Annotated in this window: 21 protein-coding genes; 13 read left to right on the forward strand and 8 right to left on the reverse strand. The window is 68.4% G+C overall.

Annotated elements, in window-relative coordinates; all coding sequences use genetic code 11:
- Positions 1–90 precede the first annotated feature (90 nt).
- Positions 91–678 carry a GNAT family N-acetyltransferase gene (locus QPR87_RS19225; protein WP_285050881.1) on the forward strand — a complete coding sequence of 196 codons (588 nt, stop codon included), beginning with the start codon at positions 91–93 and terminating at the stop codon, positions 676–678.
- Here the strand turns inward: QPR87_RS19225 and QPR87_RS19230 are convergent.
- Both QPR87_RS19230 and greA read right to left on the reverse strand, forming a co-directional pair.
- Positions 675–1628 carry a hypothetical protein gene (locus QPR87_RS19230; RefSeq protein ID WP_285050883.1) on the reverse strand — a complete coding sequence of 318 codons (954 nt, stop codon included), beginning with the start codon at positions 1626–1628 and terminating at the stop codon, positions 675–677. The genes QPR87_RS19225 and QPR87_RS19230 overlap by 4 nt on opposite strands.
- Before the next feature lie 17 nt (positions 1629–1645).
- Positions 1646–2116: a transcription elongation factor GreA gene (gene greA, locus QPR87_RS19235; protein ID WP_011746773.1), complete on the reverse strand. Its 471-nt coding sequence runs from the start codon at positions 2114–2116 to the stop codon at positions 1646–1648.
- A gap of 276 nt (positions 2117–2392) precedes the next feature.
- Between greA and QPR87_RS19240 the strand changes: the two genes are divergently transcribed.
- From QPR87_RS19240 to QPR87_RS19290, 11 genes are all read left to right on the forward strand, one after another.
- Positions 2393–4039, forward strand: coding sequence for an electron transfer flavoprotein-ubiquinone oxidoreductase (locus QPR87_RS19240; RefSeq protein ID WP_285050884.1), 1647 nt, complete (start codon positions 2393–2395; stop codon positions 4037–4039).
- A gap of 95 nt (positions 4040–4134) precedes the next feature.
- Entirely contained in the window at positions 4135–5964 is a 1830-nt protein-coding gene (locus QPR87_RS19245; protein WP_285050885.1) for a tetratricopeptide repeat protein, read from the forward strand.
- A 3-nt stretch (positions 5965–5967) separates the two neighbouring features.
- Complete coding sequence (locus tag QPR87_RS19250) at positions 5968–6789, forward strand: 4-(cytidine 5'-diphospho)-2-C-methyl-D-erythritol kinase (RefSeq protein WP_285050886.1); 822 nt, start codon at positions 5968–5970, stop codon at positions 6787–6789.
- Positions 6790–6819: 30 nt separating this feature from the next.
- Positions 6820–7554, forward strand: a complete 735-nt coding sequence (locus tag QPR87_RS19255; protein WP_285050888.1) for a pyridoxine 5'-phosphate synthase — start codon at positions 6820–6822, stop codon at positions 7552–7554.
- A 48-nt stretch (positions 7555–7602) separates the two neighbouring features.
- Complete coding sequence (gene acpS / locus QPR87_RS19260) at positions 7603–8022, forward strand: holo-ACP synthase (protein ID WP_230998469.1); 420 nt, start codon at positions 7603–7605, stop codon at positions 8020–8022.
- Between the two features lie 59 nt (positions 8023–8081).
- Entirely contained in the window at positions 8082–8873 is a 792-nt protein-coding gene (gene lepB, locus QPR87_RS19265) for a signal peptidase I (protein ID WP_011746767.1), read from the forward strand.
- A gap of 44 nt (positions 8874–8917) precedes the next feature.
- Positions 8918–9607 (forward strand): ribonuclease III, encoded by a 690-nt coding sequence (gene rnc, locus QPR87_RS19270; protein WP_104493353.1) that lies wholly within the window; start codon positions 8918–8920, stop codon positions 9605–9607.
- On the forward strand, positions 9604–10515 hold the full coding sequence (gene era, locus QPR87_RS19275) for a GTPase Era (protein WP_230998468.1): 912 nt from the start codon (positions 9604–9606) through the stop codon (positions 10513–10515). The genes rnc and era overlap by 4 nt, the downstream gene beginning before the upstream one ends.
- Positions 10508–10843, forward strand: a complete 336-nt coding sequence (locus QPR87_RS19280) for a DUF1491 family protein (protein WP_230998467.1) — start codon at positions 10508–10510, stop codon at positions 10841–10843. The genes era and QPR87_RS19280 overlap by 8 nt, the downstream gene beginning before the upstream one ends.
- Before the next feature lie 186 nt (positions 10844–11029).
- Entirely contained in the window at positions 11030–13468 is a 2439-nt protein-coding gene (gene gyrB / locus QPR87_RS19285; protein WP_011746763.1) for a DNA topoisomerase (ATP-hydrolyzing) subunit B, read from the forward strand.
- Positions 13469–13679: 211 nt separating this feature from the next.
- Entirely contained in the window at positions 13680–14447 is a 768-nt protein-coding gene (locus QPR87_RS19290) for an outer membrane protein (protein WP_285050894.1), read from the forward strand.
- Positions 14448–14508: 61 nt separating this feature from the next.
- Here the strand turns inward: QPR87_RS19290 and pdeM are convergent, their stop codons facing one another.
- Genes pdeM through QPR87_RS19315 form a run of 5 tightly spaced genes read right to left on the reverse strand, consistent with a single transcriptional unit; the run spans position 14509 to position 20628 of the window.
- The gene (gene pdeM / locus QPR87_RS19295) at positions 14509–15165 is read right to left on the reverse strand and encodes a ligase-associated DNA damage response endonuclease PdeM (RefSeq protein ID WP_285050896.1); all 657 of its coding nucleotides are present in this window, start codon (positions 15163–15165) and stop codon (positions 14509–14511) included.
- Positions 15162–17597, reverse strand: coding sequence for a ligase-associated DNA damage response DEXH box helicase (locus QPR87_RS19300; RefSeq protein WP_285050897.1), 2436 nt, complete (start codon positions 17595–17597; stop codon positions 15162–15164). The genes pdeM and QPR87_RS19300 overlap by 4 nt, the downstream gene beginning before the upstream one ends.
- The gene (locus QPR87_RS19305; RefSeq protein ID WP_285050899.1) at positions 17594–19138 is read right to left on the reverse strand and encodes a cisplatin damage response ATP-dependent DNA ligase; all 1545 of its coding nucleotides are present in this window, start codon (positions 19136–19138) and stop codon (positions 17594–17596) included. Before QPR87_RS19305 ends, QPR87_RS19300 begins: the two co-directional genes overlap by 4 nt.
- Positions 19135–20124: a ligase-associated DNA damage response exonuclease gene (locus QPR87_RS19310; RefSeq protein ID WP_285050901.1), complete on the reverse strand. Its 990-nt coding sequence runs from the start codon at positions 20122–20124 to the stop codon at positions 19135–19137. The genes QPR87_RS19305 and QPR87_RS19310 overlap by 4 nt, the downstream gene beginning before the upstream one ends.
- Before the next feature lie 30 nt (positions 20125–20154).
- The gene (locus QPR87_RS19315) at positions 20155–20628 is read right to left on the reverse strand and encodes an Lrp/AsnC family transcriptional regulator (RefSeq protein WP_011746757.1); all 474 of its coding nucleotides are present in this window, start codon (positions 20626–20628) and stop codon (positions 20155–20157) included.
- A 73-nt stretch (positions 20629–20701) separates the two neighbouring features.
- Between QPR87_RS19315 and QPR87_RS19320 the strand changes: the two genes are divergently transcribed.
- Positions 20702–22123, forward strand: a complete 1422-nt coding sequence (locus QPR87_RS19320; protein ID WP_285050903.1) for an aminotransferase class V-fold PLP-dependent enzyme — start codon at positions 20702–20704, stop codon at positions 22121–22123.
- Here QPR87_RS19320 and QPR87_RS19325 read toward each other — a convergent pair.
- Positions 22101–22802 (reverse strand): helix-turn-helix transcriptional regulator, encoded by a 702-nt coding sequence (locus QPR87_RS19325; protein ID WP_104493358.1) that lies wholly within the window; start codon positions 22800–22802, stop codon positions 22101–22103. The genes QPR87_RS19320 and QPR87_RS19325 overlap by 23 nt on opposite strands.
- Positions 22803–22846 lie beyond the last annotated feature (44 nt).

A 22846-nucleotide genomic window follows, 5' to 3' on the forward strand; every position in this document is an offset into this window, starting at 1 on the left:
TGATCGGAACAGGGTTGGCGGCACATTGGCCAAAACCGCTGGCCGACACAAGAACCTCCATACAAGGCCCCCACCAATACAAGGACCGCCATGCCCGGACCGCAGACCCCGCCCCGTATCCAGCGCGGCATCCCGCCCCGGCTGCATGATGCGGCGGCCGCGCTGTACTGGCGGCATTTCGGGGCGCAGATCCTGCCATGGCCTGCCACGGCGCGGCAGGGCGTGGCGCTGGTCCGCGCCGCCATGCGGCCCGAACAGGCGCTGGTGGCGCTGGCGCCCTCGGGGCGGCTGGTCGGGATGGCCGGGCTGCGCGACGCGGGCGGCGGCTTTCTCGCCCCGCATGCCAAGGGTTTCGTTGCGGTCTGGGGTCCAGCGCGAGGGCGGCTGCGGCATCTGGCGACCGGGCTTTACCGGCCGGGCGCCGAAACGGTGGATCTGGTGCTGGACGGCATCGCCGTGCAACCGCAATGGCGTCGGCAAGGCATCGCGCGCGCCTTGATCGGGGCCGCCGCCGCCTATGCCCGCCGGCTTGGCCACCCCGCCCTGCGCGCCGAGGTCGAGGCAGGAAATCATGGCGGCCTGGCGGCATGGCAGGCGATGGGTTTTCAGCCGCTGGCCCGCCAGAGGCTGGGCTGGCCCTGGTCGGCACCGGCCCATGTGCTGCGGCTGGCGCTTTAGCGCGCCTCCGCCGCCTCGTCTTCGGCTTCCGTCCCGGTGCGGCCCAGCATGCCGGTCACCTGAGCCAGCAGCGTGAAGGCCCGGCCCGAGCGTGTCTCGGCCAGCACGGCCAGCAGTTCCGCGTCGCTGTCCTGCGCCTTGCGGCTCATCAGCCGGTCGAAATGGCGCAGGAAGTGATGGGCCACGTCGCGGAAAACCTCGTCGCTGCGCAGCATGGCGCCGGCGCTGGCCAAGGCGTCCTCGTCGCGAATCACCGCCAGCGCCGCCACGGCCTCGCCGCGTGCGCCCTCGGCGAAGCGGCGCCACAATGCCGGATCGGTCTGCGGCATCGCCAACTCGTCCATATAGACGCCCTGCCCGGCCAGCAGCGTGACCACGTCCTGCGCCGCCCGGATCAGCCGGGCCATGCCCGGATCGGCCAAGGCCAGCCGCAGGCAGCGAATCGCCTCGCGATCCTCGGGCCCGTCGGGAAAGTTCAGCGCGTGGAACAGCTCGGTGGCGGTCAGTTCGGTCTCGGGCGGCGAATCAAGCTCCAGCATGGCCTGCCGGGCATCCGCCGCCGGGCGCGGCGTGGGTGGAACCGGGCTGCGCCGCACGGCAGGCGCGGGCGCCGGCGCGACCGGACGCGGCTCGGCCATGGGCTCGGCCGCCGCGCCCTCGCCCTGCATCCGGGCCAGCATGGCGCGCAATTCCTCGGCCTCCAGCCGCAGGATCAGCAGGCTGCGCGCCGACCAGACCGCCAGCCAGACCAGCGCCAGGGGCAGAAGCACCCCGACCAGCCAGAGCGGCCAGCCCACCGCACCCTGCCCCTCGGCCTCGGCCTCGGGGCCGAAAAACGCGAACAGCCAGACCAGCGCCAGCCAGGCCAAGCCGACCGCCGCGCCGATCATCAGCACACGGTTGCGGGCCTGTTCGACGGCCAGCCTGCGCAGCGGATCAAGCGAGTCCATGCGCCGGGCCCCAATCTTCAGACATAGCGGATCGAGATGATCTCATAGGATTTTCCGCCCCCCGGCGTCACCACTTCGATGCTGTCGCCCTCGTCCTTGCCGATCAGGGCGCGGGCCAGGGGCGAGCGGATGTTCAGCAGACCGCGCTCCAGATCCGCCTCGGCCTCGCCGACGATCTGGTAGGTCCGTTCTTCCTCGCTGTCCTCGTCGACCAGCGTGACGGTGGCGCCGAACTTGATGCTGCCGTTCAGCCTGGTCGGATCGATGACCTCGGCGCGAGACAGGATCATCTCCAGTTCCTTGATGCGGCCTTCGACGAAGCTCTGCTTTTCGCGCGCGGCATGGTATTCGGCATTTTCCGACAGATCGCCATGCTCGCGGGCCTCGGCGATGGCGCGGATCACCGCCGGGCGCTGGACCGAGCGCAGTTCGCGCAATTCCTCGTCCAGCTGGTCATAGCCCGCGCGGGTCATCGGTATCTTTTCCATTCCAGTCCTTCCGGTCGCAACGGTGCGACGCCAGTCAACACGAAACAAGCTGTTGGAACGCCCCCGGCCATCGGCCGGGGGCGCCCGCTGAAAATCCGAAAGGCATCGTGGCGCGATCCGGCCCCTGTTTCAAGTCCCGCCGGAGCGATCCGCAACAGCCCGGCGAGAAAACGTCGCAAGTTGATTATCGTGCGTCGCGTTAAGATTGCCCGAAAGAATATTACGCGCTAGGTCTTGCGCGCAGATTGTCGAGCTAGGGAAGTTGGGGGCCGAGCCATGTCCGAAATTGAACGCGAGTCGATGGATTACGACGTGGTGATCGTCGGCGGCGGGCCTGCGGGCCTGTCGGCGGCGATCCGGCTCAAGCAGGTGAACCCCGAGCTTTCCGTGGTGCTGCTGGAGAAGGGCTCCGAGATCGGCGCGCATATCCTCTCGGGCGCCGTGCTCGACACCGCCGGCCTCGACAAGCTGATCCCGGACTGGAAGGACAGGGGCGCCCCGGTCACCACCGAAGTCACCCAGGACAATTTCTACATCCTCGGCCCGCATGGCCAGGTGCGGGTGCCGAACTGGCCGATGCCGCCCCTGATGAACAACCACGGCAAATACATCGTCTCGATGGGCAATGTCTGCCGCTGGCTCGCCGAGCAGGCCGAGGCGCTGGAGGTCGAGATCTTCCCCGGCATGGCCTGCTCGCAACTGGTCTACGAGGGCGAGCGCGTGGTCGGCGTCGTGGCCGGCGAGATGGGGCTGGAAGCCGACGGCACCCCCGGCCCGGCCTACGAGCCGGGGATGGAGCTGCGCGGCAAATACGTGCTGATCGCCGAGGGCGTGAGGGGCTCGCTGGCGAAGGAACTGATCGGGAAATACGACCTTTCCGCCGGCCATGAGCCGCAGAAATTCGGCCTCGGCATGAAGGAGATCTGGGAGATCGACCCGGCCAAGGCCAAGCCGGGCACGGTGACCCACACCATGGGCTGGCCCTTGGGCAAGAACGCCGGCGGCGGCAGCTTCATCTATCACCTCGAGGGCAACCAGGTGCTGGTCGGCTTCGTCGTGCACCTGAACTATGCCAATCCCTATCTCTATCCCTACATGGAGTTCCAGCGCTTCAAGCATCACCCGCTGGTGGCGGAGTTGCTCGAAGGCGGCAAGCGCGTGGCTTACGGCGCCCGCGCGATCTCCGAGGGCGGCTGGCAGTCGATCCCCAAGCTGACCGTGCCCGGTGCGGCGCTGCTCGGCTGCTCGGCCGGGCTGGTGAACGTGCCGCGGATCAAGGGCAACCACAATGCCATGCTGTCCGGGATCGCCGCGGCCGAGGCGGCGGCGGCGGCCATCGCCGCCGGCCGCGCGGGCGACGAGCTTTCGGACTACGAGGCCGACCTGCGTTCCGGCCCCATCGCCCGCGACCTCAAGCCGGTGCGCAACGTCAAGCCGCTCTGGTCGAAGCTGGGGCTCTGGGCCAGCCTGGCGCTTGGGGGCTTCGACATGTGGGTGGCGAACCTGACCGGCTGGAACCCGCTCGGCACCTGGAAGCACGGCAAGACGGATGCGCAGGCCACCGGCAAGGCAGCCGACTACAAGCCCATCGACTATCCGAAGCCGGACGGCAAGCTCAGCTTCGACCGGCTGACCAATGTGGCGTTTTCCTTCACCAACCACGAGGAAAGCCAGCCCTGCCACCTGAAGCTGAAGGATCCCGCGGTGCCGATCGCGGTGAACCTGCCGCTTTATGCCGAGCCGGCGACGCGCTACTGCCCGGCCGGGGTCTACGAGGTGCTGGAGGGCGACGACGGCCCGCGCTTCCAGATCAACTTCCAGAACTGCGTCCATTGCAAGACCTGCGACATCAAGGACCCCAGCCAGAACATCAACTGGACAACACCCCAGGGCGGAGACGGGCCCAACTACCCGAATATGTGATCGCAGCCGGGCACGCCGCGCCAGCCGCGGCGTTGCCCATCGGCGCTGCGGCGGCTAGGGTCGCTGGCGCAATCGCCGAGACATGGGCCCAAGCCGTGACCACAAGACTGATCCCGCTGGCGCTGATCGCGCTGCTGCCGCTGCTGCAAGGGCCCGCCATGGCCGCGCCTTCGCTGGCCCAGGCCCAGGACCCCGCCGCCGGGAACAGCGAGCGGCCGGCGCATCGCCCGGTCGATGCCGCGCCGGACCTGCGCGGCCTCTCCGGCCCCTATCTGGCCGCGCGCATGGCCGCGATCCAGAACGACTATCCCGTGGCCGCCCGCTATTACCTCCAGGCGCTGGCCCATGACGACAGCGACCCCTTCCTGCAAGACAGCGCGCTGGTCGCGCTGATCTCGGCCGGCGAGATGGAGCGTGCCGCCGCGCTTTCCGGCACCATGTCCGACCAGGGCCGCGCCACCGAGCTGGCCCGGCTGGTGCAGCGCGCCGAGATGGCGCGGGCCGGGCGCTGGGACGCGCTGATCGAGGCCATCGACTCCGCACCCTCGCCCGGGAGCAACGCCACCCCCGGCGGCGGCATTCTGGTCGACGGCATGATGCGCGCCTGGGCGCTGCTGGGCGCCGGAAAGGCCGGCGAATCGCTGACCGCGTTCAAGAAGCTGGCCGAATTGCGCGGCGCAGCGCCGATGGTGAACTACCACCTGGCCCTCGCCAAGGCGCGGGTCGGCGATTTCGAGGGCGCCGAGCTTCTGCTGGCCGATCCGGCCACCGGCGCGCATATCCTAGGCGTCATCGCCCGCGCCCAGGTGCTGTCGCAACTGGAACGCAACCGCGACGCCATCGCCATGCTCGAGGCGACGCCCGGCTTTGCCGAGGAGCCCTATCTGGTGGCGCTGCGCGACCGCATGAAGCGGGGCGAGACGCTGCCCTTCGATTCGGCGCGCGGCCCCGCCGACGGCATGGCGCAGGTGTTCCTGACCTTCGGCTCGGTGCTGGCGACAAGCGACGAGCCCGATCCGCTGGCGCTGATCCATGCCCGGCTGGCCGAATACCTGGCCTCCGACCTGGGCGAGGCGCGGCTCTTGTCCGCCCAGCTCTTGCAGGGCTTCGGCCAGTTCGACCTGGCCGAGCACGAATTCGAGGCCCTGCGCGAGCTTGGCGACATGCGCCCCGTCGCCGAACTGTCGCGCATCGACGCCCTGGCCCGCGCCGAGCGGCTGGACGATGCCGAAAAGGCCGCGCTGGCGCTGACCGCCGCCCATCCCGAACTGGCCCAGGGCTGGATCGCGCTTGGCGACATGCTGCGCCAGCAGGACAAGTTCGGCCAGGCGGTCCCGGCCTATGACAAGGCGCTGAGCCTGATCGGCGACAAAATCCCCGAGGCGCGCTGGTTCCCGCTTTACGCCCGCGGCATTGCGCTGGAACGATCGGGGCAGTTCTCCAAGGCCGAGGCGGATTTCCGCGCCGCGCTGAAGATCCGCCCGGATTCGGCGCAAGTGCTGAACTATCTGGGCTACAGCCTGGTGGACCGCAACGAAAAGCTGGACGAGGCGCTGGCGCTGATCCAGCGCGCGGTCGAATTGCGCCCGGACGACGGCTATATCCTCGATTCGCTGGCCTGGGCCTATTTCCGCCTCGACCGCTATCCCGAGGCCGTGGCGCCGATGGAACGCGCCGTGGCGGCCATGCCGGGCGATCCGCTGGTCAACGACCATATGGGAGACATCTACTGGATGGTCGGCCGCAAGCGCGAGGCCGAGATCCAGTGGCACCGCGCCCTGTCGCTGAAGCCGGAAACCGAGGCCGAGGTGCACCGCATCCGCGCCAAGCTGGAACGCGGCCTCGATGCCGTGCTCGAGGAGGAAAAGGCCAACGGCGGCAAGCTGCCCGAGGTCCGCGCCCCGGAACCCGCCAGGGCCGACTGAACCATGCCGCTGCACCGGCGCGAGGCCGCGCCCTCCAAGCTGAACCTGACCCTGCATGTGACCGGCCGCCGCGTGGACGGCTATCACCTGCTCGATTCGCTGGTGGTATTCCTGGAGCTGGGCGATGTGGTGACGATCGCACCGGGCCCCCTGTCGCTCAGCCTGACCGGCCCCTTCGCGCCGGGGCTCGCGGCCGAGCCCGACAATCTCTGCCTGCGCGCCGCACGGCTGGCCGGACGCGAGGCGCGGATCACGCTGGAAAAGAACCTGCCGGTGGCCTCGGGCATCGGCGGCGGCTCGGCCGACGCGGCGGCGGTTCTGCGCGCGCTCGACGCCAGCCCCCGGCGCCCGGAGGCTCTGGGCGCCGACGTGCCGGTCTGCCTCGCCAGCCGTCCGGTGCGAATGCGGGGGGTGGGCGAGATCCTGGCGCCGCTGCCGGCATTGCCCGAACTCAATGTGCTGCTGGTCAATCCCGGCCGCGGCCTGTCGACGCCCGCGGTGTTCAAGGCCCTGGCGCGGCACGACAATCCGCCCATGCCCGAACCGCTGCCCGATTTTCCCGACGCGCAGGCGCTGATCGGCTTCCTGCATGAATGCCGCAACGACCTGGAGGCACCGGCCATCGCCCTGATGCCGGGAATCGCCGACTGCCTCGCTGCGCTCCGCAGCGCGGGCGCGCAGCTTGCCCGCATGTCCGGCTCGGGCGCGACATGCTTCGGGCTTTTCGCCAGCGCGGCCGAGGCTCAGGCCGCCCGCGCCCGCATCGCCGGGACAAATCCCGGCTGGTGGGTGGCCGCATCTGGACTTGCGCCGGCAAAGCACTAACCTGCCGCTGAAATCCACAAGGGGAAAACCATGCTGCGCCTCGGCGTCAACATCGACCACGTCGCCACCATCCGCAACGCCCGCGGCACGCCCTGGCCCGACCCGGTGCGCGCCGCGAAGCTGGCCGAGGAAGCCGGCGCCGACGGCATCACCGCCCATCTGCGCGAGGATCGCCGCCATATCTCGGACGGGGATATCGACCGGCTGATGGAATCGCTGCACCTGCCGTTGAACCTGGAAATGGCCGCGACGGCGGAAATGCAGGCCATCGCGCTGCGCCACCGCCCGCATGCCGTCTGCATCGTTCCCGAAAAGCGCGAAGAGCGCACGACCGAGGGCGGGCTGGACGTGGCCGGAAACGAGGCATTCCTCGCCGATTTCATCGCACCGCTGCGCGAGGCGGGCTGCCGGGTCTCGCTCTTCATCGGCCACGAACAGGACCAGATCGAGGCCGCCGCCCGCATCGGCGCCGCGGTGGTGGAACTGCATACCGGCGCCTATTGCGACTTCGACACCGAGGGTCGGCTGGCCGAACGCGACCTGGAACTCGAGGCGCTGCGCAGGGGCGCGGCCCAGGCGCATCTCCTGGGACTCGAGGTCCATGCCGGCCATGGCCTGACCTTCGACACGGTCGGCCCGATCGCCGCCATCCCCGAGTTGCGCGAGTTGAACATCGGGCATTTCCTCATCGCCGAATCGGTCTTCCTCGGCCTCGGCCCGGCGATCCGCGAGATGCGGCGGAACATGGACGCGGCCCGCGCCTGATCTTTCCGTTTCTCAAATACCCACGTCACCACAGGACCCACCAGGCGCATGATTCTCGGCATAGGCTCGGACCTCTGCAACATCGACCGCATCGCCGGGGTGCTGGAACGCCACGGCGACCGCTTCCGCCGGCGGGTGTTCACCGAGACGGAACTGGCGCTGGCCGGGCGCCGCCGGCATGAGGCCGCGACGCTGGCCAAACGCTGGGCGGCCAAGGAGGCCTGCTCCAAGGCGCTGGGAACCGGCCTCGCCATGGGCATCAGCTGGAAAGACATGGCGGTCAGGAACCTGCGCGGCGGGCAGCCGACCATGGAGCTGACCGGCTGGGCGGCCGAGCGGCTGGCCGCGATGACGCCGCCCGGCCATCGCGCGCATGTCCATGTGACGCTGACCGACGACCATCCCTGGGCCCAGGCTTTCGTGGTGATCGAGGCGCTTCCCGACAATGCGCAGGCCGGCACGGCTTGACTTTGCCGTCCCCCGCGCCCCATGAACGCGCGACTTGCCGATGAAGGGAATGGCATAAAATGGCCAAGAGCGAAGCCCGCAAGGATGGGGGCATCTGGGAAACCGTCAAGACCATCTTCTGGGCGCTGGTGATCGCGGGCGTGTTCCGCACGCTGTTCTTCCAGCCGTTCTGGATCCCCTCGGGCAGCATGAAGGACACGCTGCTGATCGGCGATTTCCTGTTCGTGAACAAGATGGCCTATGGCTATTCGCGGGTCTCCTGTCCCTTCGCGCTCTGCCCGATCTCGGGGCGCATCCTCGGCTCCGAGCCCGAGCGCGGGGATGTCGTGGTCTTCCGCCATCCGACGCGGGGCGACGATTTCATCAAGCGGGTGATCGGCCTGCCCGGCGATCGCATCCAGATGAAGGGCGGCGTGCTCTGGATCAACGGACAGGAAGTGCCGCAACAGCCCGCCGGCACCTTTACCGAGCCCTACGCCCCGCAAGGTCCGCAGCAAAGCCTGCCGAAATGCCGCAACGAGCCGGTGCCGGAAGGCGGGATCTGCGAAAAGGACCGCCATACCGAGACGCTGCCCAACGGCGTGGCGCATGACGTCCTGAACATCATCGACAACGGCCCCGGCGACAACACGGCGGAATTCACCGTGCCCGAAGGGAACTATTTCTTCCTGGGCGACAACCGCGACAATTCGGGCGACTCGCGCTGGCCCGCGGCGGTCGGCGGCGTCGGCATGGTGCCCGCCGAATACCTGATCGGGCGCGCGGACAGGATCATGTTCTCCTCGGCCGGCAAATCTCTGCTCTACTTCTGGACCTGGCGACCGGATCGGTTCCTGAAGGCCGTGGACTAAGGGAAGAATTGCCGCGGCGCCCCGCGCCGTGGCAGGATCGGCACATGAAGATTTCCGCAGACCTGCGCGCATTCTCGGAACGGCTGGGGCATGAGTTCTCGCGCCCCGACCTGTTGCGCCGCGCGCTGACGCATGGCTCGATCGCCAGCACGACACGGCCCGACAACCAGCGGCTGGAATTCCTGGGCGACCGGGTGCTGGGCCTGACCATCGCCGAGGCGCTGTTCTCGGCCGACCGCGCCGCGACCGAGGGCCAGCTTGCGCCGCGCTACAACGCGCTGGTCAAGGGCGAGACCTGCGCCGCCATCGCCCGCGAGATCGGGCTGGGCGAGGTGCTGAAGCTCGGCCGGTCCGAGATGATGTCGGGCGGACGGCGGAAAGAGGCGCTGCTGGCGGACGCGATGGAAGCGGTGATCGCCGCCGTCTATCTCGACGCCGGTTTCGAAACCGCGCGCGGCGTGGTGCTGGGCCTCTGGTCCGACCGGCTGGCCAATGTCGAGACGGATGCCCGCGACGCCAAGACCGCATTGCAGGAATGGGCGCAGGCGCAGGGCATGAGCCCGCCGCGCTATGTCCAGATCGCCCGCACCGGCCCCGACCACGCGCCGGAATTCCAGATCACCGTCCGGCTGGACGACGGCCGCGAGGCCAGCGCCAGCGGCAAGGGCACGAAACGCAGCATCGAACAGGCCGCCGCCACCGCGATGCTGGAGCAAATCGAAAGAACGCCATGACCCAGACACGCGCGGGCTTCGTCGCCCTGATCGGCGAGCCGAATGCCGGCAAGTCCACCCTGCTGAACCGGATGGTCGGGGCCAAGGTCTCGATCGTGACGCATAAGGTGCAGACCACCCGCGCCCGCATCCGCGGCATCGCCATGCGCGGCGCGAGCCAGATCGTCTTCGTCGATACGCCCGGCATCTTTCGCCCACGCCGGCGGCTCGACCGCAGCATGGTCAAGGCGGCCTGGGGGGGCGCGGCCGATGCCGACGTGATCCTGCTTCTGATCGAGGCGCATCGCGGGCTGACCGACGGCACGCAGGCGATCATCGACAACCTGCGCGACCATGCCGGGACGACCCCGGTGGCGCTGGTCATCAACAAGATCGACCGGGTGAAATCCGAGACGCTGCTGGCGCTGTCGCAACAGGTCAATGCCGCCTTCGACTTTACCCGCACCTTCATGATCTCGGCCGAAAAGGGCCATGGCTGCGACGACCTGCTGGAATGGCTGGCCGGGCAGGTGCCCGAGGGCCCCTGGCTTTACCCCGAGGATCAGGTGGCCGACCTGCCGATGCGCATGATCGCCGCCGAGATCACCCGCGAAAAGCTGACCCTGCGCCTGCACGAGGAAATCCCCTATCAACTGACGGTGGAAACCGAGCGCTGGGAGGAGAAAAAGGACGGCTCGGCCCGGGTGGACCAGATCGTCTATGTCGCCCGCCCCGGCCACAAGGGCATCGTTCTGGGCAAGGGCGGCGAGACGATCAAGGCCGTGGGCCAGGCCGCCCGCGCGGAACTGGCCGAGTTCATGGGCCGCCCCGTCCACCTGTTCCTGCAGGTGAAGGTGCGCGAGAACTGGCTGGACGAGGCCGAACGCTATAACGAGATGGGCCTCGACTTCCGCGACGGCGATGCCTGAGGCGCGGCTGGCCGCAGGCATCTGGGTTGCGGCCTATCTGCGCCGGCTGGGCCTTGCCGACATCCCGGCCTATGTCACCCGGCACGGCGACGACACCGCAGGCAGCGTGATGGTGAAATGCGCCACGCTGGACGGCCGCGCCAGCCTTTGGGTCCGCGAATGGGATTTCGAGACCGACCGGCGGCTCTGGCTGCGACTGAACGAGGCCGGGGAACCCGAGATCGACGCCGAGATCGCACGCAACGCCGCCCGCGATCCAGACCTGTGGGTGATCGAGATCGAAAGCCGGGACGGCCGCACCCTGCTGGACGAGCCGGGCCTGGCCTGAACCGGCAAAATGAGTATTTGGGGAACGAAGAAGCCGGGCCCTTGCGGCGGAAAATGGCCGCCTGCGCAGCCCCGCCGGCCCGACCGGGCGCCGCGAGGTCTCGCGCCCCTAAATATTGTGGCTTTCCCGTGACATTCCGTGCAGCGCACACTATAAGATGCGGGTCCAAGGCAGGATAAGAAGACAATGACCGAACCCGCCCCCCAGACCTCCGACTACGGCGCCGATTCCATCAAGGTTCTCAAGGGCCTGGAAGCGGTGCGCAAGCGCCCCGGCATGTATATCGGCGATACCGACGACGGCTCGGGCCTGCACCACATGGTCACCGAGGTCGTGGACAACGGCATCGACGAGGCGCTGGCCGGTCATGCCGACTTCGTGCGGGTGAAAATCCATGCCGATGGCAGCGTCTCGGTACGCGACAACGGCCGCGGCATCCCGGTGGACATGCACCCGACCGAGGGGGTCAGCGCGGCCGAGGTCATCATGACCCAGCTGCATGCCGGCGGGAAGTTCGACCAGAACAGCTACAAGGTCTCGGGCGGCCTGCATGGCGTCGGCGTTTCGGTCGTCAACGCGCTGTCGGACTGGCTGGAGCTGCGCATCTGGCGCGGCGGCAAGGAGCACTACGCCCGGTTCGAGAACGGCGACACGGTCGAGCACCTGCGCGTGGTCGGCGATGCCGAGCCGGGCGAAAAGGGCACCGAAGTGCGCTTCCTGGCCTCGTCCAAGGAGGATCGGCCGGACGGCACCTTCCTGAACCGCGAATACAGCTACAAGGTGCTGGAAAACCGGCTGCGGGAACTGGCGTTCCTGAATTCGGGCGTGCGCATCATCCTGGAGGACGAACGTCCCGCCGAGCCGCTGCGGACCGAGCTTTACTATGAAGGCGGCGTGCGGGAGTTCGTGAAGTTCATCGACCGCTCGAAAACCCCGGTCATGCCCGAGCCGATCTTCATCACCGGCGAGCGCAACGGCATCGGCATCGAGGTGGCGATGTGGTGGAACGACAGCTACCATGAAACCGTGCTGCCCTTTACCAACAACATTCCGCAGCGCGACGGCGGCACGCATCTGGCCGGCTTTCGCGGCGCGCTGACCCGCGTCATCAACAATTACGCCCAATCCAGCGGCGCGGCCCGCAAGGAAAAGGTCGATTTCACCGGCGACGACGCCCGCGAAGGGCTGACCTGCGTGCTGTCCGTAAAGGTGCCGGACCCGAAATTCTCCAGCCAGACCAAGGACAAGCTGGTCTCGTCCGAGGTGCGCCCGGCAGTCGAGGGACTGATCGGCGAGAAACTGGCCGAATGGTTCGAGGAAAACCCGGCCGAGGCGAAATCCATCCTCGGCAAGATCATCGAGGCGGCGCTGGCCCGCGAAGCGGCGCGCAAGGCCCGCGAACTGACGCGCCGCAAGACCGCGATGGACGTGGCCAGCCTGCCCGGCAAGCTGGCCGATTGCCAGGAAAAGGACCCGGCGCTGTCGGAACTGTTCATCGTCGAGGGCGACTCGGCCGGTGGCTCTGCCAAGCAGGGCCGTTCGCGCCAGAACCAGGCCGTGCTGCCGCTTCGCGGCAAGATCCTGAACGTGGAACGGGCACGGTTCGACCGGATGCTGTCCAGTGACCAGATCGGCACGCTGATCACCGCGCTGGGGACCGGCATCGGGCGTGACGAGTTCAACCTGGACAAGCTGCGCTACCACAAGATCGTCATCATGACCGATGCCGACGTGGACGGTGCGCATATCCGCACGCTGCTGCTGACCTTCTTTTTCCGGCAGATGCCGGAGCTGATCGAGGCGGGGCATCTCTATATCGCCCAGCCGCCGCTCTACAAGGTCAGCCGCGGCCGCTCCGAGGTCTATCTGAAGGACGAGGCGGCGCTCGAGGATTACCTGATCGAACAGGGCGTCGACGGCGCCAGCCTGCGGCTTGGCAATGGCGAGACCCTGACCGGCGCCGACCTGGCCCGCGTGGTCGAGGAGGCGCGCGTCGTGCGCCGCATCCTGCGCGCCTATCCGACGCATTATCCGCCCCATATCACCGAGCAGGCCGCCATTGCCGGCGCACTGGTCCAGGGCCGGGTCGATGCCGATGCGCAGGGGGTGGCGAATGCCGTGGCGCAACGCCTCGACATGATCGCCGAGGAATATGAGCGCGGCTGGACCGGCCGCCCGACGCAGGATGCCGGCATTCGCCTGACCCGCCTGCTGCGCGGGGTCGAGGAAAGCCGCACCCTGGACGGCCCGATGCTGCGCAGCGCCGAAAGCCGGCGGCTGGGCGCGATGACCGATGCGCTGCGCGATGTCTATGGCCAGACCGCGCAGTTGATCCGCAAGGATCGCGGCATCCCGATCCACGGCCCGATGAGCCTGCTGCAAGCCATCTTCCTGGAAGGTGAAAAGGGCCTGTCGCTGCAGCGCTACAAGGGCCTGGGCGAAATGAACCCCGAGCAGCTTTGGGAAACCACGCTGGACCCGGCGGCACGGACCATGTTGCAGGTGCGGGTCGAGGATCTGGGCGAGGCCGACGACATCTTCACCAAGCTGATGGGCGATGTGGTCGAGCCGCGGCGCGACTTCATCCAGCAGAACGCCCTGAGCGTGGAAAACCTGGATATCTGAGCCACGCCAGCCCTCGAATTGCGCCAGAGAGCTTACCGTTCCCTGCGCAGCCCAAGGGGTCTTGTTGCTATCATGTCGCGAATTGCGCGACAAAATGGTATCATTGCATGAGCCTTCTTGCAGCAGGCAGACCACAGGACTAGCTAACGGCCAACTCCGATACCGGCGCTGCCACGCCCTGCCGGTATCGCGACATGAAGGAGTTGTGAATATGTGCGCTGTTCTTGTGAAAGCTTCCCTGACCGCTGGGGCCGTGGCCTCGCTGGCCCTCGGCACGGCTCTGGCCGCGAATGCGGGCGGATACACGCCCCCTGTCGTTGATACCGACGTCACGGCCCCGGTCGTCGAAAGCGCGCCGGTCGGCGATTGGGCGGGTGCCTATGCCGGCCTGACGCTGGGCTATGCCTTTGGCGGCGACGACCGCGTCGGATTCACCGAAGTCGACACGGGCACCTATCTGGGCGATGCCGGGAAACTTGAGCTTGGCGGCGCCAATGCGGGCCTGCATGTGGGTTATCGCTGGCAAAGGGATCGCTGGGTCTTCGGCCCCGAACTCGGCTTCGAGGCCGGCAATATCAAGGACACGATCACCTTCGACAATCAACTTGGCGGCTCGACCGATGTCTCGTCGAAGATCAGGAACGTCCTCGCACTGCGCCTGAAGACCGGCTATGCGCTGCGTCCCGATCTTCTGCTTTACGGCATCGCCGGCATCGCGCGCGCCGACGTCGAATACAAGGTTGCGGGCACCGATGGCAGCGGCGGCTCGATGAGCGAGAGCCGGGACTTCAAGAGCAATGGCTATATCGTCGGCCTTGGCGTCGAGAGAAAGCTCAGCAACCGCATGTCGGTGACGGGCGAATATGAATATGCCAACTTCGGCAAGACCACCCGGACTTTCGAGGTTGACGGAGGGGTCTCGACCCAGGCCACTCCCGATTACCACAACGTGAAACTCGGCCTGAACTTCAAGTTCTGACCCCGGACGGTTGAGCCGGCTCCACGAACGGAAACGGGTCGCCTTGGGCGGCCCTTTTTCGTCACGACCGGCGGCGCCGACCCAGCGGCAGGGCAATAGCGCGGGCGCCGTAGGCGATCGCCAGCCCCTGCGGCACCAGCGCCGTCAGCGCCGGATCGTCATGCGAAAGCCCGCCGGTATAGGCACCGAAAGCCGGCAGCAGCAGGTGATCGCGGCCCAGCAGAAAGGCGCGGCGGCGTTCTCCGGCCAGCCGCACGACGGGATGGAAATGCCCCGAGACATCCGGCCCCTCCGCCGCCTCGTGCCGCAAGGTGACGCGGCCCAGCGGCAGGCTGTCCGCCGCCCGCCCCGGCAGGCCGGCAGGCGCGCCGGGATCATGATTGCCGCCGATCCAGATCCAGTCCCGCCCCCGCGCCAGCCGCCGCAAGGCGCCGGCGACCTGCGGGTCCAGCGCCTCGGTCGCCGCCATGTCGTCAAAGCCGTCACCCAGGCTGACCACCGCTTGCGGATCAAGCGCCGCGATCTCACCCGCCAGCCGCTCCAGGGTCGCCAGCCCCTCATAGGGCGGCAACAGGGGACCACCGCGCCGGGCCATGCGCTCGGACTTGCCCAGATGCAGATCGGCGACGATCAGCGCCGCGCCTTCCGGCCACCACAGTGCACCCGAGGCCCGCGCCTCGAAACGCAAGCCGTGGAAATCGAAGCCATATCCGTTCATGCGATCCCTTCCAGCCCGGCCTCGGCCATCAGCGCCTCGGCCTCGATCTGCGCCAGCCGCTCGCGCCCCTCGCCGCGGATCGGCACCCGGCCGACCTCCAGCAGCAGGGGCGCGGCCATGGGCGAGACCCGCTCCAGCATCCGATGCTCGCACCGGGGCGAGCGGTCCAGCATCTCCTCGATCCGGCCGAAATCGACAAGGCCCCGCCCCGCCTCCTCGGCGGTGATGCGCAGCATCAGGTGGCCGGGATCGTATTTGCGCAGCGTGTCATAGAGGATGTCGCTGGAAAAGGTCGCCTGCCGCCCGGTTTTTCGCTGCCCCGGCATGTTGCGCTGGATCAGCCCGGCGACGGTGGCGACATTGCGGAAGGTGCGCTTCATCACCGCATTCTCGCCCAACCAGTCGCCCAGGCCCGCCCGCAGCCGCGCCCGGTCCAACAGCGGCGCAGGATCGCGCACCGCGTCCAGCGACCAGACCAGCAGCGCGTAATCGGTGGACAGGAAACCCAGAGGCCCCAGCCCCTCGTCCTCCATCTCGCGGGTCAGCAGCAGGCCCAGCGTCTGCAAGGCATTGCGGCCGGCAAAGCCGTAAAGCGCGAAATGCCACAGGCCCGCATGGGGAAAGCTTTCCGACAGCAACAGCCCCGGTTCCGGCAGGGCCGAGACCTGGGCCTGCAAATCCAGCCATTCCCGCGTCTGCGCCGGCAAGGCGCCGTGCCGCGCCGGATCGCCGATCAGCGCCAGCACGCGATGGGAAAGCTGCGTGGACATGGCCAGCTTGACGCCGGAATAGACCGCGATCTTGGGCTGCCGGGTCGGGTCGGGCGTGACCTCGATCACCATCTCGCGCATCGCATCCATGCGCACGACCCGGCCGCCGATCAGGAAGCTGTCGCCGGGGGTCAGGCTGGCGGCGAATGCCTCCTCGACCTCGCCCAAAGGCGCACCGCCGCGGCCGCGCAGCCGGACCTTCATCATCTCGGCCTCGACGATGGTGCCGACATTCATGCGCAACAGCTTCGCCGCCCGCGGGTCGCGCAGCTGCCACAGCCCAGCCCGCAGCACCAGCCGCTGCCAGCGGTCATAGGCGCGTAGCGCATAGCCTCCGGTCGCGGCGAAATCCAGGCAGGCATCGAAATCCGCCCGGCTCAGCCCACGATACGGGCCGGCGGTAACGACCTCGGCAAAAAGCGCATCGGCATCGAAGGGCGCAGCGCAGGCGGTCAGCCCGATATGCTGGCACAGCACGTCCAGCGGCCCCGGCCCGCGCGGATCGCCGTCCAGGTCGCGTTCGCGCACCGCCTCCAGCGCCGCGACGCATTCGATCTGCTCGAAACGGTTCGCCGGCACGATCCGCGCCCTGGACGGAGCGTTATAGCGATGGTTCGCCCGGCCGATGCGCTGGACCAGCCGCTTGACGTTCTTGGGCGCGCCGACCTGGATCACCAGATCGACGGCGCCCCAGTCGATGCCTAGGTCCAGGCTGCCGGTCGCCACCACGGCGCGCAATTCGCCTGCCGCCATCGCCGCCTCGACCCGCGCCCGCTGCTCGCGCGCCAGGCTGCCATGGTGCAGGCCGATGGGCAGGTTCTCGTCATTCTCGGCCCACAGCGCCTGGAAGAACAGCTCGGCCTGCGCACGGGTGTTGATGAAGATGATCGTCGTGCGCGCGCCTTTCACCGCCTCCAGCACCTCGGGGATGGCGTAATGCCCGCCGCCGCCGGACCATGGCGCAGGCTTGGCGGTGGGCAGCATGGCGATGTCGGGATCGGGGCCGGGATCGGCCTCGACCACGGTGACCGGAGCAGCACCCGCCATGAACCCCGCCAAAGCCTGCGGATCCTCGACCGTCGCCGACAGCCCCGTCACCCGCAACCCGGGCGCCAGCCGCCGCAGCCGGGCCAGCCCCAGCATCAACTGGTCGCCGCGCTTGCTTTCCGCCAGCGCGTGCAATTCGTCCAGCACCACCCGGCGCAAGCCACCAAAGATCGCCGGCGCCTCGGGATAGCTCAGCATCAGGGCCAGGCTTTCCGGCGTCGTCAGCAGGATCTCGGGCGGATCGACGCGCTGGCGGCGGCGCTGGCCTTGCCCGGTGTCGCCGGTCCGGTCCTCGACCCGAATCTCCAACCCCAGCTCGGCCACCGGCCGGGCCAGGTTGCGGCCGATATCCGCCGTCAACGCCTTCAACGGCGAGACGTAAAGCGTATGCAGCCCCGTCCTGGCGCCTTTTCCGTTTTCCAAATACCCATCTTGCGACCGCCCCACCCGCGCAAAATCCACCAGCGAGGGCAGAAACCCCGCCAGCGTCTTGCCGCCGCCGGTCGGCGCGATCAGCAGGCTGTCGCCCTCGGCCGCCAGCAGGGCCAGCTGATGCGGATGCGGATGCCAGCCCTGCCGCACGAACCAGTCCTGGAACTCGGGCGGCAGGATCACAGCATCGCCTCAAGCGTTTCAAGACGATCGGCCTCAGCGGCAGGCTTGTCCCAGCGGATACGGCTGATGCGGGGAAAGCGCATGGCCACGCCCGAACGGTGCCGGGTCGAGCGGTTCAAGCCCTCGAAGGCCACCTCGACCACCAGTTTCGGCGCCAGCGCCCGGACAGGTCCGTAACGCTCGACGGTATTCTGGCGCACGAAGCGGTCCAGCTCGCGCAGTTCGGCATCTGTAAAGCCGAAATAGGCCTTGCCCACCGGCACCAGTTCGCCGCCATCCCACAGGCCAAAGGTGAAGTCGGAATGAAAGCCCGAGCGTTTGCCATGCCCGCGCTGTGCATAGATCAGCACCGCATCGACCACCATCGGATCGCGCTTCCACTTGAACCATGGCCCGCGCGGCCGGCCGGCGACATAGGCGCTGTCGCGCCGCTTGATCATCACCCCCTCGATGACGGCGGCGGGCGGTTCGGCGCGCAGCGCGGCCAGATCCTCCCATGTGGCAAAGTCCAGCAGGGGCGAGATGTCGATCCGCGGCCCGAAATCCACGGCTTCCAGCACGGTGCGGCGGGCGCCCAGCGGCTCGGCGCGCAGGTCGCGGCCGTCCCACAGCAGCAGGTCGTAAAGCCGCAGTCCCGCCGGATGGCTGGCAAGCAGCCCCTTGCCGACGGTCTTGCGGTTCAGCCGCTTTTGCAGGTCGCCGAAGGGCGCCACCTCGCCCTCGCGCCGCACGATCAGCTCGCCATCGGCGGTGCCGTCGAAATCCATCGCCTCGATCACGTCGGGAAAGGCGTGCGAGATATCCTCGCCCGTGCGGGAATACAGCCGCCGCATGCCGCCTTCGCTGACCGCCTGCACGCGGATGCCGTCCCATTTCCATTCCGCAAGGTAATCGCCGGGGTCCAGCGCGCGCAGCTCGTCCAGGTCGGTCGGCGTGGACAGCATCACCGGCCGGAACGGCGCCAGCGCCGCGCTTTCCGGCCGGGCCCCGCCGCCCAGCCAGCCGAACAGCGGCGCATAGGGCGGCGCGAGCCCGTGCCAGATCTCCTCGATCTCGGGGACCGAGGGCACGCCCAGCCCCGCCAGCGCCGTCCGCGCCATGCGGGCCGAGACGCCGACGCGCAGGTTTCCGGTGGCAAGCTTCAGAAAGGCCAACCGCTCGGACGGGCCCAGCCGGTCCAGCATGCCGGCGATGGCGCCGGGCAGCGCCGCCTTGCCGGTCCCCTGCAACAGCGCGACCGCCTGGGACAGCGATGGGTCGTCCTCGGCCCCCTCGGGCCAGACCAGCGCGATGGTTTCGGCCAGGTCGCCGACGAAATCGTAGCTCAGCGCCAGAAGCTCGCCGTCCACCTGCTCGGCCGCCAGCCCCCGCAAAAGCGAGGGCGTGATCCGGCGCAACTCCAGATCGCCGGTCAGCGCGGCCAGCGCCCAGCCGCGATCCGGGTCGGGCGTGCGCTCCAGATAGTGCTGCAAAAGCTGCAGCTTGGCATTGCGCGCCGGCGTGAAGGCCAGCCGTTCCAGAAGGGCGGCAAAGGCTTTCATTCCGCCTCGTCCTCGTAACCCACCAGCCGCAGCGGCCGGGCGGGGATCTGCGCCAGTTCGCACCAGCGGATCACGCCGTCCTCGGCGCCATGAGTGACCCAGACCTCGGATGGCGCCAGTTCCGCCAGCGTGCCGGTCAGCGCCGGCCAATCGACGTGGTCGCTGATGACCAGGGGCAGCTCGACCCCGCGCTGCCGCGCCCGCGCCCGCACCGCCATCCAGCCCGAGGCAAAGCCGATCACCGGGTCGCGGAACCGCTGCACCCAGGGGCTGGCAAAGGCCGATGGCGGCGCGATCACCAGTTGCGCCGCGACATCCTTGGCGGTGGCCGGCACCAGTTCGCCCAGTTCGACACCGCGGGCCGCATAGAAATCGCACAGCACCTTCAGCGCGCCATGGATGGCGATGGGCGCGTCATAGCCGGCCTCGCGCATCAGCGCGATGACATGCTGCGCCTTGCCCAGCGCATAGGCGCCGATCAGATGCGGGCGGTCGGGAAACTCGGCCATGCTGGAGAGCAGCTTCGCCACCTGCGTCGCCGGGTCGGGAAAGCGGAACACCGGCAGGCCAAAGGTCGCCTCGGTCACGAAGACGTCGCAGGGCACCGGCTGGAACGGCGCGCAGGTCGGGTTCGGCTGGCGCGCATAATCGCCCGAGACGACGATGCGCCGGCCCCCGGCCTCGACCGCGATCTGGCTTGACCCCAGCACATGTCCGGCCGGGTGAAAGCCGACGGTGACGCCGCCGATGCGCATCTCGCCATCGGCCACCTGCGTCGCACCGGCAAAGCCGTCGCCCATGCGCAGCCGCATGATCTCCAGCGTCTCGGTAGTGGCCATGACCGCGCCATGGCCAAAGCGGGCATGGTCGGAATGGCCATGCGTGATCAGCGCGCGCTCGACCGGCTTCAGCGGGTCGATGTGAAAGCCGCCCTCGGGGCAGAAAAGACCGGCCTCGGTCGGGAACAGGATGGAATCGGCGCGCATGATCCGAAGATGTAGAACATTTCGTGAAAATCAAGCCGGCGCCAGCGGCCGGCCCTCGAAGATCGTCTCCATCGAGAAAACGCCGGTCACGCGTTCCAGATCCATGTCGGCGATCAGGCGCTTGTAAAGCGCGTCATAGCCCGCCATGCCGCCCACCACCGCCTTGGCCATGTAATCCCATTCGCCGCCGATGCGGTGGAACTCGGTGATCTGCGGCAGCGATTCGATGCGGGCGCGAAAGCGCCGCGCCCAGGCGTCGTCGTGGTGCCGGGTGCGGATCATAACAAAGACCGTCAGCCCCAGCCCCAACGCAGCCGCATCGATGACCGCGCGGCTGCCTTGCAGCACGCCGGCCTCGGTCAACCGCTGCAACCGCCGCCAGCAGGCGTTCTGCGACAGGCCCACGCGCTCGGCCAGTTCGCGCTGCGACAGGCTGGCATCGCGTTGCAACAGCGACAACAGGCGGTTGTCGATTTCATCGATTGAAAAGATCTTGTCGTTCATTTGACAACCAATAATCCGAGTACTCGCGGATATTCAGAATGATTCTTCGCTGGATACGGGTCAAGATGCACGCATGAAGATGAGGAACCCGATGCCGCCTTTCGACAGCTATCTTGCCCGGCTGGGCGACGATCCGATGCAGGTGATCCATGACGGCGTGATCGGCCGCGATGCGGTGATCGACGGACCCTTCGGGCCGCGCCGGATGATCTATGCCGATTACATCGCCTCGGGCCGGGCATTGCAGCCCATCGAGGAATGGGTGATGGAAAACGTCCTGCCCTGGTATGCCAACAGCCATACCGAGGCCAGCCATTGCGGCGGCACGATGACCCGGATGCGCCGCGCGGCGCGCGAAGCGATAGGGTTGTGCACCCATGCCGGCGCCGAGCATGCGGTGATCTTTACCGGCTCGGGGGCGACGCAGGGCATCAACCGGCTGGTGCATCTGATGGCCGCCGGGCGGGGAACCACGGTGCTGCTGGGCCCCTATGAGCATCACTCGAACATCCTGCCCTGGCGCGAAAGCGGCGCCGAGGTGGTGACGATCCCCGAAACCGCGACCGGCGGGCCTGACCTGGCGGCTTTGCGCGCGGCGCTGGCGCGGGCCGAGGGTCCGGTGATCGGCAGTTTCTCGGCCGCCTCGAACGTGACCGGCACGTTGACCGATGTCGCGGCGGTCACGCGCATCCTCAAGGCGGCGGGGGCCAAAGCGGTCTGGGACCATGCCGGCGGCGCGCCCTATCTACCCATCGACATGCGGCTGGGCATGGATGCGGTGGTGATCTCGCCCCACAAGTTCATCGGCGGGCCGGGCGCCTCGGGCATCACCGTCCTGCGCCGCGACGCGGTGGTGGCCGACCGCCCCACCCTGCCCGGCGGCGGCACGGTGCGCTTCGTCTCGCCCGAGAGCCACGACTATGCCCAGTCGCTGGAGGCGCGGGAAGAGGGCGGCACCCCGAACGTGATCGGCGACATCCGCGCCGCTCTGGTCTTTCTGACCAAGGCTGCCGTGGGTCAGGACGCCATCGACGCGCGGAATGCCGAATGGCTGGCGCTGGGGATGGCGCGGCTGCGCCACCATCCGCGCATCGAGCTGCTGGGCAATCCGGATGCGCCGCGCCTGCCCTTCTTCAGCTTCCGCATCCGCGACGGGCGGGGCGGATACATCCACCAGCAACTCGCCACGCGGATGCTGTCGGACCTTTACGGCGTGCAGGCGCGGGGCGGCTGCGCCTGCGCCGGGCCTTACGTCCATCACCTGCTGGGGCTGGAGGCCGAGGATTCGGCCCGGCTGCGCGCCGCCATCCTGGCGGGGGACGAGATCGAGAAGCCAGGCTTCGTGCGGCTGAACCTGTGCTGGGCGGCGCCGCGCACCGAAATCGAGGCGATCCTGGATGCCGTCTGCGACCTGGCCGATCAGGCGGCCGATCATCTGGCGCATTACCGCTGCGACCGGGCGACCGCGATCTTTACCCCGATTGCGGCCGAGTAGCGCAGGGACGCGAGATATATTCCCGCACCAGGGCCACGCGGCGCGGCCGAAAGCTGGTGCCGCCGGGACGCATGGCCCGGATGCGCGGCACATGGAAGGTGCGGAAATCCTCGCGCAGCTTGCAATGCGCCAGCAGCATCATGTGATTGTCGCTGTAGCTGAGGCCCAGCGGCCAGATCTCGCGCGTCGTGGCGGCGTCGTGCAGGTCGAGATAATCGATGACCAGGCTGCACTCTTCCCACAGGGCCGCGCGCAGCAGCGCCATGTCCACCTGCGGGCTGGGACGCTGCGCCGGCGCGCGAAACAGCCGCATGGTGGTGTGCATGGCATGGCGGCCCTGGCTTTCCGGCAAGGTGGCGATGATGCGGGCCAGCGCATCCTCGCCCGCGCGGGTCAGTTCGGGATCGCCCAGCGTGCGCAGCCCCGAAATAGCCAGCAGCAGCGCCTCGATCTCCAGCCGCGAAAAGCTTTGCGGCGGCAGCGCCGGATCCTCGGTCAGCGCATAGCCCAGCCCCGCCTCGCCGTCGATCAGCGCGCCGCCGGCGCGCAGCGTGGCGATGTCGCGGTAAAGCTGGCGGCGCGAGACGCCGGTCTCTTCGGCCAGCCGCGCGGCCGTCACCGGCGCGGGCAGGCGGCGCAGCGCATCCATCAGGCGCATCAGCCGGTCGGTGCGGGACATGCTGTCACCTTCTGTCAGGGGGCCTGCGCCATTCTGCCCCGGTC

Source organism: Paracoccus sp. SSJ (assembly GCF_030234105.1).
GTDB lineage: Bacteria > Pseudomonadota > Alphaproteobacteria > Rhodobacterales > Rhodobacteraceae > Paracoccus > Paracoccus denitrificans.